This window comes from Pseudomonas sp. PS01270, from assembly GCF_029959775.1.
Lineage (GTDB): Bacteria > Pseudomonadota > Gammaproteobacteria > Pseudomonadales > Pseudomonadaceae > Aquipseudomonas > Aquipseudomonas atacamensis.
Window position 1 is genome coordinate 1 of record NZ_JASCPT010000152.1, and the last position, 10,860, is coordinate 10,860.

Sequence of the window (10,860 nt, forward strand, 5' to 3'; positions counted from 1 at the left end):
GCCCTCGCCACTTCCCGCGTTTCATCGTTGGGGGCAACGCGCATCACAGCTCCACCAGCAGGCAATGCTCGTACGCCTGGGCCATGTAGCGTTTCACCGTGCGCTCGGAAACCTGCAAGCGCTCGGCAATCTCGCGGTAGCCAAGGCCCTCGAGTTGACTCCAAAGAAATGCCCGCCGCACCGCACGTGGCAAGCCATCGAGCAATTCATCCAGCGCCTGCAAGGTTTCCAACAGCAACCAGCGCTGTTCCGGCGACGGTGCGCACGCTTCCGGCAATTGCGCCAAGGCATCGAGGTAGGCTTTTTCCAGATGGCGCCGCGTGTAGAAATTGCTCAGCAGCCGTTTGCCGACGGTGAGCAGATACGCGCGCGGCTCGCGCAATTCAGCCAGTGGCGGCGCGTTGCACAAGACACGCAGGAAGGTGTCTTGGCTGAGGTCCGCCGCATCCCACGCATTGCCCATGCGCCGGCGCAGCCAGGTTTCCAGCCAGCCACGGTGCTCGCGATACAACTGTTGCAGGCTCTGCTCCGACGGTGATGTGGCTTCAATCATCTCAAGAGACCCTGCGCGAAGGTAGATTCAAATGAGACTGATTCTATTTAACTTCTTCGGGGACACAAAGCCTTTTTGTTGCTTAGCGCTTGAGCGTCTCGCTCGGCAGCTCCTTGAACAGCGCGCGGTAACTGCTGGAAAACCGCCCCAGATGCCAGAACGACCAGCGCATCGCCACTTCGGCAACGGTGGTTTCGCTAGGCCTGCGCTTGAGCAATTCACGGTGCGCACTGTTCAACCGCCTCAGGCGCAACCAGTGGCTCGGGGTCATCCCGGTGTAGGCCTTGAAAGCCTGTTGCAACTGGCGCAGGGGTACGCCGGCAACGTGAGAAAGTTCGAGCAGATTAACCGTGTCTTCCGGCGAATCAGCCGCCCATTCCCCTACTCTTTTGATGATCTGGCGTTCGTTGTTGCGTCGCTGCAATCCGCTGCGATCAAGGCTGGTGTGAGCGTTATCGAGGACGAACAGGCAGTCCTCGAGCAGTTGCCGAGTGAGGCGATCTTTATCAAGTGGATCAGCAGCTTGCGACAACTTCGTGAGAATCGAGCTTAACCAGCCGCTGAACAAAGCGTTCTGGCCGCAGTTCAGCGGCGCCATGAACAAACCCTCGAGCTTTGCCACTTGCAAACCGTGCTCGCGGACGAAATCCGGACCAAATACCACGGCGATTTCCCGGTAGTTCTCCGGGGTGATCCAGATGTTGCGGCTCTCTTCGTTGAGCAGGTACAGCGCGTTGTCGCTGCGATCGAAACAGAACGCCAGAGCACCGGATGGCGCACTGAAATTCTGCTCGACACGGGTGTTCATCTGTTCTTCGTAGACCTCGACGCCCTGCAGATCGAGATAGCGAATCTTCCCGGCGAAATGTCCCGGCGACATCTGCTGGTAATGCTGGACCCAGCCCGGTGTAGCGCGGATTTGCTCGGCCACGTCGGCGGTATTGAACGCTTGTACCTGAAGCGGATTGCACGTTGTCATGGGGTGACCTTGCGCACTCTTTTGGTGCGCTTTGGTGCTGCTGAAAGTGGATAGATGGAATCGCAAGCCGCGCCCAAGATAGTCGCCAACGCGCCACAGGGGAAGGGGCGGAAGATGAAACCCGCCCTCCCCGGCGTCTACAAAACCAATAACGAGGTCTTTATGAACGCCCCTTTCGATCAGCTGTTCACCTGGCTGAAAGATCACAAGATTACCGAAGTCGAATGCGTGGTCAGCGACCTGACCGGCATCGCCCGCGGCAAGATTGCACCGACCAACAAGTTCCTGCATGAGCGCGGTATGCGCCTGCCGGAGAGCGTGCTGCTGCAAACGGTAACCGGGGATTTTGTCGACGACGACATCTACTACGACCTGCTCGACCCGGCCGACATCGACATGGTCTGCAAGCCGGTTTCCGACGCTGTGTACGTCATTCCGTGGGCAATCGAGCCGACCGCCATCGTCATCCACGACACCTTCGACAAGTTTGGCAATCCGATCGAACTGTCGCCGCGCAACGTGCTGAAGAAAGTCCTGCAGCTCTACACCGACAAGGGCTGGAAGCCGATTGTCGCGCCGGAAATGGAGTTCTACCTGACCCAGCGCTGTGAAGATCCGGACCTGCCGCTCAAAGCACCGCTTGGCCGTTCGGGCCGTGCGGAAAGCGGTCGCCAGTCATTCTCGATCGATGCCGCCAACGAATTCGATCCGTTGTTCGAAGACGTCTACGACTGGTGCGAACTGCAAGGCCTGGATCTCGACACGCTGATCCACGAAGACGGCCCGGCGCAGATGGAAATCAACTTCCGTCATGGCGATGCGCTGGATCTGGCCGACCAGATCACCGTGTTCAAGCGCACCCTGCGCGAGGCGGCGCTCAAGCACAATGTCACTGCGACGTTCATGGCCAAGCCGATCGGCGACGAGCCTGGCAGCGCCATGCACCTGCACCAGAGCGTGGTCGAGATCGCGACGGGCCAGCCGATCTTCGCCGATGCCGAGGGCAACATGAGCGAGCTGTTCCGTCATCACATCGGTGGCTTGCAGAAATACATCCCGAAAGTCCTGCCGATGTTCGCACCGAACGTCAATTCGTTCCGCCGCTTCCTGCCGGACACCTCGGCGCCGGTCAACGTCGAATGGGGCGAAGAGAACCGCACGGTCGGCCTGCGAGTGCCGACATCGGGGCCTGAATCGATGCGCGTGGAAAACCGCTTGCCCGGCGCCGACGCCAACCCGTATCTGGCGATTGCCGCAAGCCTGCTGTGCGGCTACATCGGCATGGTCGAGAAGATCGAGCCGAGCGCGGCGGTCGAAGGCCGGGCCTACGAACGGCGCAATCTGCGCCTGCCCATCACCATCGAAGAAGCCCTGACGCAGATGGAAGAGTGCCCGAAGGTCGCCGAGTACCTGGGCAGCAAGTTCGTCCGCGGTTATGTCGCGGTCAAACGCGCCGAGCATGAAAACTTCAAGCGCGTGATCAGCTCGTGGGAGCGTGAGTTCCTGCTGCTCAGCGTCTGAACGCGCAGCTGTCCCTGTGGGAGTTGTGCAGCGCCTGAGAATTTGATCGTTCCCACGCTCCCGCGTGGGAATGCATCCCGGGACGCTCTGCGTCCCATCCAAAGCCGAACGCGGAGCGTCCGTTGCGGCATTCCCACGCAGAGCGTGGGAGCGATCATTACAAGAAGAGGTGTCGAAATGCGTCTATTGAAATCCGTACTCCCGGTCGCACTGAGCGTGCTGTTCAGTGCCGTAGCCCACGCCGAGCCCCAAGTCAGCGTCTACAACTGGACCGACTACATCGGCGAAACCACCCTCGCCGACTTCCAGAGCAAGACCGGGATCAAGGTGATCTACGACGTCTTCGACTCCAACGAAACCCTTGAAGGCAAACTCCTCGCCGGTCGCACCGGATACGACGTGGTAGTGCCGTCCAACCACTTCCTCGCTCGTCAGGTAAAGGCCGGCGCGTTCATGAAACTCGATCGCTCGCAGTTACCAAACTGGAAGAACCTTGACCCGAAACTGCTTGAATTGCTCGAGAAAAATGATCCTGGCAATGAGCACTCGGTGCCCTATCTGTGGGGCACCAACGGCATCGGTTACAACGTCGACAAGGTCAAGCAAGTGCTCGGCATCGACCACATCGATTCCTGGGCCGTGCTGTTCGAACCCGAGAATCTGAAGAAGCTGAGCCAGTGCGGTGTGTCGATGATGGACTCCGCTGACGAAGTCTTCCCGGCCATCCTCAACTACATGGGCATGGACCCGCGCAGTGAAAACCCTGAAGACTACAAAAAGGCCGAAGCCAAGCTGCTGAGCATCCGCCCGTACATCACCTATTTCCATTCTTCCAAATACGTGTCGGACCTGGCCAATGGCGACATCTGCGTCGCGTTCGGTTACTCCGGCGATGTCTTCCAGGCGGCCAACCGCGCGAAGGAAGCCAAGAACGGTGTGAGTATCGCTTACGCCATCCCCAAGGAAGGCGCCAACCTGTGGTTTGATCTGCTGGCGATTCCGGCCGACGCGAGCAACGCCAAAGAGGCGCACGCCTTCATCAATTACCTGCTCGATCCGCAAGTAATCGCCAAGGTCAGCGCCACCGTCGGCTACGCCAACCCGAACCCTGCGGCCAAGCCGTTCATGGATCAGGACTTGGTCAACAATCCTGAGGTTTACCCGCCGCAGTCGGTGCTCGACAAACTCTACATTTCCTCGACCCCGCCCCAGGCGATCATGCGTCTGATGACCCGGTCGTGGAGCAAAGTGAAGTCGAACAAATGAATCAGCACAGCGCACAACACACCGGCTCTTATTACGCCGCTTCTGCGCGGGCGAGCACGCCCTACCCTGCGCTGGATGGTGATTTGCTTGCAGATGTCTGCGTAATCGGTGGCGGCTTCACTGGCGTCAACACCGCGATTGAGCTGGCCCAGCGTGGTCTGTCGGTGGTGTTGCTCGAGGCGCGACGTATCGGCTGGGGCGCCAGCGGTCGCAACGGTGGTCAGCTGATTCGCGGTATCGGCCATGAAGTCGAGGGTTTCGCCCGTTACGTTGGCCAGGACGGCGTGCGCTATCTGCAGCGCGCCGGCATCGATTCGGTGGATCTGGTGCGCCAGCGCATCACTGAAAACGCCATCGACTGTGATCTGCGCTGGGGCTTTTGCGAACTGGCCAACACCGCCGCGCAATTCGCCGCGTTCAAGCAGGAACAGGCCAGTCTCGCCGAACTCGACTATGCCCACGCAACCAGGCTGGTCGGGCCGGAGCAGATCCGTCAGCAAGTGGTCGACGCCGGAGTGTACGCCGGCGGATTGATCGACATGGGTTCGGGCCATTTGCATCCGCTGGATCTGGTCCAGGGCGAAGCGCGTCTCGCGGCATCGCTAGGCGCGCGTATCTTTGAGCAAAGTCCGGTGCTGGAAATTCTCCATGGCCCGACCGTCGAGGTACGCTGCGCCACGGGTTCAGTGCGCGCCGGCAGCCTGGTGCTCGGCTGCAACGCGCATCTGGATGAACTGGAACCCAAACTCAGCGGCAAAGTGCTGCCCGCCGGCAGTTACATCATCGCCACCGAGCCGTTGGACGAAAGCCGCGCCGCCCAGTTGATTCCGCAGAACCTGGCGCTGTGCGATCAAAAGGTCGGACTCGATTATTACCGAATCTCGGCTGATCGACGGCTGCTGTTCGGCGGCGCTTGTCATTATTCCGGGCGCGATCCGGCGGACATTGCCGCCTATATGCGGCCGAAAATGCTCAAGGTGTTCCCGCAACTGGCCGACGTGCACATCGACTACCAATGGGGCGGCAAGATCGGCATTACCGCCAATCGCTTCCCCCAGGTTGGCCGACTCAAACAGCACCCGAACGTGTTTTACGCGCAGGGCTATTCCGGTCATGGCCTCAACGTCACCCACTGGTGCGCGAAGCTGTTGGGCGAAGCCATTCATGCCGGGCACAGCCAGGGCATGGACGTGTTCAGCGGCGTGCCGCACATGACCTTCCCCGGTGGCCCGGCCTTGCGTTCGCCGCTGCTGGCGCTGGGCATGTTCTGGTATCGCCTGCGCGAAATGCTCGGCTGAGCCCGCCACGACTCTGGCTCCTGTAGGAGCTGCCGAAGGCTGCGATCTTGGGACGCAGAGCGTCCCGGGCTGCATTCCCACGCAGAGCATGGGAACGATCAGGTCGCAACCTTCGGCAACTCCTTGCACCGCAATCGCGTCCCACGCCAGCTATACACATTTGCTCTATCGCCAAGCACTTCTATATTGATGAAGTGCTTTTGCGTTCCTGACGCTCAGGGCCCGATTAATTGAGGAGGACATGGATGAAGTCGTCAGCCAGCGATGAGCCGCGAGCACCCGGTCAAGCGCCGATCAAAACCCGCCGTTTCGCTATTTCACTGGTATGGATCGTACCGATTGTGGCGGTGCTGGTCGGGATTTCGCTGGTGATTCACAACATCCTTCAGGAAGGCCCGGTCATCACCGTCACCTTCAAGACCGGCGATGGTCTGACCGCAAACAAAACCGAAGTCCGGTACCGCAACGTGGTCATCGGCCATGTCTCCGACGTCGAACTGGCCAACGACCATAAACACGTCAACGCCACGATCAAACTGGCCAAGCAGGCCGAAGCCTTTACCCGCGAGGACTCGCAGTTCTGGGTGGTGCGTCCACGCATCGGCGCCGGCGGTGTATCGGGCATCGATACGCTGCTGTCGGGGGATTACATCGGCGCCGACATTGGCCAGGCCAATACCCGCTCAAAAAACTTCAAAGGTCTGGAGAACCCGCCGCCGATCACCTACGGCGAACCGGGCAAACGCTTTACGCTGCACACCGCGGACCTTGGCTCGCTGGACATCGGCTCCCCCGTTTATTACCGCAAGATTCCGGTTGGCCAGGTCGTGTCCTACGCGCTGGACCCGGACGGCAAAGGCGTCAATATCGAAGTATTCGTGCATTCGCCGAACGACGCCTACGTCACCGAAAACACCCGCTTCTGGAACGCCAGTGGCATCGACATCAATGTCGGCGCCAACGGTTTCGCGGTGAAAACCGAGTCGCTGTCGACCCTGCTGGTCGGCGGCATCGCTTTCCGTGCCCCGGATTACAGCCCCGACGATAAACCGGCCAGCGACGACAAGAGTTTCGAGCTGTTTGCCAACCAGACCGCCGCCCTCGCCCCGCCCGACGGCAAGGCGCAATACCTGGCGCTGCGGTTTGATCAGGCCTTGCGCGGCCTCAAGGTGGATGCGCCCGTCGAGTTTCTCGGTATTGAAATCGGCCGGGTGGTGGCGGTCAATCTCGACTTCGACGAGATCAAACGCACCTTTCCGGTGAATGTCGGCATCGTCATTTATCCGCAGCGACTCGGCCGTGCCCACGCGAAGATTCTCAAGACCTACCATGGCGACGAAAACGACGAGGCCACCGGCGCGCGCCTGATCGGCACGTTCATTGAAAATGGCCTGCGCGCCCAGGCCCGCAATGGCAACCTGCTCACCGGTCAGTTGTATATCTCGCTGGATTTCTACCCCAAAGCGCCGAAAGTCGCGTTCGACCCCAAGGCACGGCCGGTCACCATTCCGACCGTCCCCGGCAGCCTCGAACAGTTGCAGGAAAAACTCGAGGCGATGGTCAACAAGATCAACGCATTGCCTGTTGAACGCATCGCCAGCAACCTCGACGGCAATCTGGTCGAGCTGCGCAAGGGCCTGAAGCAGTTCAACGCCAGGACTCTGCCGGGGGTACAGAGCACCCTCGCCGACGTCAGCAAGACCTTGCAGTCCGCCAATGCGACTCTCGCCGAGGACTCACCGCAACGTGAGCAGTTGACCGAAACCCTCGACGAGCTCGGGCGCATGTCGCGCTCGTTGCGAGAGCTGTCGGATTACCTCGGTCGCCACCCTGAGTCGCTGATTCGCGGGCGTCCCGACAACGCCGCGCCGCTGGACCTTAAAGGACCGCCACGCAATTGAGCACAGGAGCTGCATCCATGGCTTTACCGTTGAAGATCACCGTGCTCGCTGCCTTCGTGCTGCTGACTGCGTGCCGAAGCGACCCGATCAGCTTTCACACACTGACTCCGGCGCAACCGGGTGCCAGCCGCAACGGCGCCGACATCGCCATCGAAAGCATCAGCGTGCCGCCACAGGTCGATCGCGCGCAGATCGTCATTCGCCAGGGCAACAGCGGCGTGGCGATTCTGGAAACCGATTGGTGGAGCGCCACTCTTGCCGATGAGTTGCGCGGCGCGCTGATCGACCAATTGAGCAGCGGTGTCGGCCAGCAGCGCGCCTCGGTGCGTATCGACGTGCAGCGCTTCGATTCGATTCCCGGCCAGTACGCCTTGATCGACGTGAAATGGCGAGTGCGCCCGCTGGGTGCGGCGGACGCGGCGCTACTGACCTGTCGCTCGGTGTTGCAGACGCCTTCAGGGCCAAGCATCGAAGAGCTGGTGACTGCGCAACAGAACAACGTCAAACGGCTTGCTGCACAAATCACTCAGGCTGCGACGGCCGCGCGCAATTGCCCTTCATCGGGCTAATCGCGTCACAAATCGAAGCGATCCACTGCCCGCCGGCGCTCGTTGTCATCGCGCACATCGTAGTTGGCGGTCGTCTGGATATTGCTGTGATGCGCGAGTTTCTGCGCGATCGACAGGTCGTGCTCTTCGATCACCCGGGTGATGAACGAACGCCGAAAATCGTGGGGCATGATTTTCACCCCGACCTGCGTACCGCGCTGGCGGGCGATGTAGTAGATCGCGTGTTTGGTGATGCGCTCGCGGGTGATGTGGCTGCCCCGGCGAATGCGATTGAACAGGAATGCATCGTCGCTCTCGCCTTCCTTGAGCTGTGAACGACGCAGTTCCAGCCAGGCATCGAGCTTGGCAAAGGCCCAGGCCGGCGCGTACTTGATCAGCTGTTTGTTGCCCTTGCCGGTAACGGTCAGGCTGCGTTCGTTGAAGTCGACTTGACTCAGATCCAGATCCACCGATTCCGACTTGCGCATGCCGGTGCCGTACAGCAGCGCTATCACCGCCGCATCACGCAAGCCCTGCGGGCGTGGGTCGGCAGCGCAGACTTCCATCAGTTCGTGAATCAGCGTGCGCTTGAGGTTGCGCCCCTGGGACAGCCGTGTGCCGGCTATGCCCTTGACCGAACGCATCTTCAGCAGGTGATCCTGGCTGATCAGGCTCATGCGCCACGCCTCGTTCATCACCCCGCGCACGGCATTGACGTACAGCGACGAGGTGTTCGGTGCATAACCGTCGGCACGCAAAGCGGCGACCAGCGCCACCACGTCTTCCGGTTGCAGGCCGTGCCACGGGATCTCTTCGATATCGACGTCCTCGAAACCGAGGCGGTCAGCGGCATCTTGCAGCACATAGCGCATGGTCAACTGGCTGGAAGGTGCCAGTCGCGCCAGGTAAATGGTCAGCGGATTGCTGGTGGACGGTGCAGGTTGGGTACTCGACAAATCACTCAAACGAAACGGCCTTGAAATAAAAAACGATTCAACAAAAACAATAAATGCATGAAATGAAACGCAAAAAAACGGCGTAACTCAAAGACGGGGGTTGCCGCGAAAGGCCGACAACCTGCCGCTCGAGGCGGTAAAAGTCAATCGGGCATTCCCCGAACGGTCTGTTTGCGGCTTTATCAGCACGGTAGGCGAACTGAAACATCGCGCTCTTATGTTCAATGCAGGGACTGCGAACAGGAGTGCGGCATGAAGATCACGGTATTTGGCAGTGGTTATGTCGGTCTGGTGCAGGCGGCGGTGCTGGCTGAGGTCGGTCACGACGTGGTGTGCATGGATGTCGACGCGCAGAAGATCGAGCAATTGGGCCAGGGGCACGTCAGTATTTACGAGCCGGGGCTGGCCAGCCTGGTGCGCGAGGGCCTGGACTCGAAACGCCTGCAATTCACCACTGATGAGCGACTCGCAGTGTTGCATGGGCGGGTGGCGTTCATCGCGGTGGGCACTCCGTCACGGGAGGACGGTTCGGCGGACCTGCGCTACGTGTTGTCGGTCGGCGACGCGATTGCCCGACACCGTGAGCAGCCGTTGATCGTCGTGGAAAAATCCACGGTGCCGGTGGGCACGGGCGACGCTTTGCGCAGCCACATCGAAAAGGCCCTGATCAAGATTGGGCGCCTGCTGCAGTTCGATATTGTCTCCAACCCGGAATTTCTCAAGGAAGGTTCAGCGGTTGCTGATTGCCGGCGGCCGGATCGTATCGTCGTTGGTTGCGAAGGCGCTGAAGTGCGCGATGTGATGCGCGATCTGTACGCGCCGTTCAACCGCAACCATGACCGCATCCTGTTCATGGACCTGCGCAGCGCCGAGCTGACCAAATACGCCGCCAACTGCATGCTCGCGACCAAGATCAGCTTCATCAACCAGATCGCCGAACTCGCCGAGCACCTCGGCGCAGATATCGAATCAGTGCGCCAGGGCATCGGTGCCGATACGCGGATTGGCTATCACTTCATCTATCCGGGTTGCGGCTACGGCGGTTCGTGTTTTCCCAAGGACATGCGCGCGTTGATTCACAGTGCCGAACAGGCGCATTGCTCCAGTGATCTGCTGCAAGCGGTAGAAGCGATCAACCAGCGCCAGAAACACAAACTGTTTGAACGCATCAACGCCTTCTACCGTGGTGACTTGCGCGGCAGGACCTTTGCCTTGTGGGGCCTGGCTTTCAAGCCCAACACCGACGACATGCGCGACGCGCCGAGCCGGGTTCTGCTCGAAGATTTATGGGCTGCCGGGGCCAGCGTGCGCGCGTTTGATCCGGAGGCCATGGTGGAAACCCAGAATCTCTATCCAAACGAATCAAAACTGATGCTGATGGGCACGCCGGAATCGGTACTGGGCGGCGCCGATGCGCTGATCATCTGCACCGAATGGCAACAGTTCAAGGCCCCGGATTTCGAGCTGATCAAACAGCGCCTCAACAGCCCGGTCATCTTCGACGGCCGCAACCTGTACGACGCCGGGCGCCTGGCGCGCAATGGTTTCCAGTATTTCCCGATGGGGCGCGGTGAATCGTGCAAGTTGCCGATCACCTTGCGGCAGAGGCCGGCAGCGTCTGATGTAGCCTGAATTGACCTTGTGGGAGCGAGCCTGCTCGCGAATACGGTATGACAGCGACATCGCAGGTGACTGAACCGCCGCCTTCGCGAGCAAGCTCGCTCCCACACTGGATTTGCGGTGGTCAGCGATAATCGTTTGTACACAACCCCTTGTAGGAGTGAGCCTGCTCGCGATAGCGGTGTACCATTCGACACATTCAGAGACTGATCCACCGC

General features: G+C 60.2%; 9 protein-coding genes. 6 read left to right on the forward strand and 3 right to left on the reverse strand.

The window, feature by feature from the left end:
- Positions 1-43 precede the first annotated feature (43 nt).
- Complete coding sequence (locus QMX86_RS25125) at positions 44-553, reverse strand: sigma-70 family RNA polymerase sigma factor (RefSeq protein ID WP_071172436.1); 510 nt, start codon at positions 551-553, stop codon at positions 44-46.
- Positions 554-635: 82 nt separating this feature from the next.
- Positions 636-1,532: a helix-turn-helix domain-containing protein gene (locus QMX86_RS25130; RefSeq protein WP_282382970.1), complete on the reverse strand. Its 897-nt coding sequence runs from the start codon at positions 1,530-1,532 to the stop codon at positions 636-638.
- 162 nt (positions 1,533-1,694) lie between these two features.
- Here QMX86_RS25130 and QMX86_RS25135 point away from each other — a divergent pair, with 162 nt between their 5' ends.
- From QMX86_RS25135 to QMX86_RS25155, 5 genes are all read left to right on the forward strand, one after another.
- Positions 1,695-3,053 carry a glutamine synthetase family protein gene (locus QMX86_RS25135; RefSeq protein WP_016774729.1) on the forward strand — a complete coding sequence of 453 codons (1,359 nt, stop codon included), beginning with the start codon at positions 1,695-1,697 and terminating at the stop codon, positions 3,051-3,053.
- Between the two features lie 177 nt (positions 3,054-3,230).
- Positions 3,231-4,319: a polyamine ABC transporter substrate-binding protein gene (locus QMX86_RS25140; protein WP_282382972.1), complete on the forward strand. Its 1,089-nt coding sequence runs from the start codon at positions 3,231-3,233 to the stop codon at positions 4,317-4,319.
- Complete coding sequence (locus QMX86_RS25145; protein ID WP_282382974.1) at positions 4,316-5,617, forward strand: FAD-binding oxidoreductase; 1,302 nt, start codon at positions 4,316-4,318, stop codon at positions 5,615-5,617. The genes QMX86_RS25140 and QMX86_RS25145 overlap by 4 nt, the downstream gene beginning before the upstream one ends.
- A gap of 245 nt (positions 5,618-5,862) precedes the next feature.
- Positions 5,863-7,518 (forward strand): MlaD family protein, encoded by a 1,656-nt coding sequence (locus tag QMX86_RS25150; RefSeq protein ID WP_282382976.1) that lies wholly within the window; start codon positions 5,863-5,865, stop codon positions 7,516-7,518.
- A 17-nt stretch (positions 7,519-7,535) separates the two neighbouring features.
- Positions 7,536-8,087: a PqiC family protein gene (locus QMX86_RS25155; RefSeq protein ID WP_123442488.1), complete on the forward strand. Its 552-nt coding sequence runs from the start codon at positions 7,536-7,538 to the stop codon at positions 8,085-8,087.
- Positions 8,088-8,092: 5 nt separating this feature from the next.
- Here the strand turns inward: QMX86_RS25155 and QMX86_RS25160 are convergent, their stop codons facing one another.
- Entirely contained in the window at positions 8,093-9,031 is a 939-nt protein-coding gene (locus QMX86_RS25160; protein WP_024012956.1) for a tyrosine-type recombinase/integrase, read from the reverse strand.
- Positions 9,032-9,274: 243 nt separating this feature from the next.
- On the opposite strand from QMX86_RS25160, the gene QMX86_RS25165 reads away from it, so the two are divergent.
- Complete coding sequence (locus tag QMX86_RS25165; protein WP_282382982.1) at positions 9,275-10,654, forward strand: UDP-glucose 6-dehydrogenase; 1,380 nt, start codon at positions 9,275-9,277, stop codon at positions 10,652-10,654.
- Positions 10,655-10,860 lie beyond the last annotated feature (206 nt).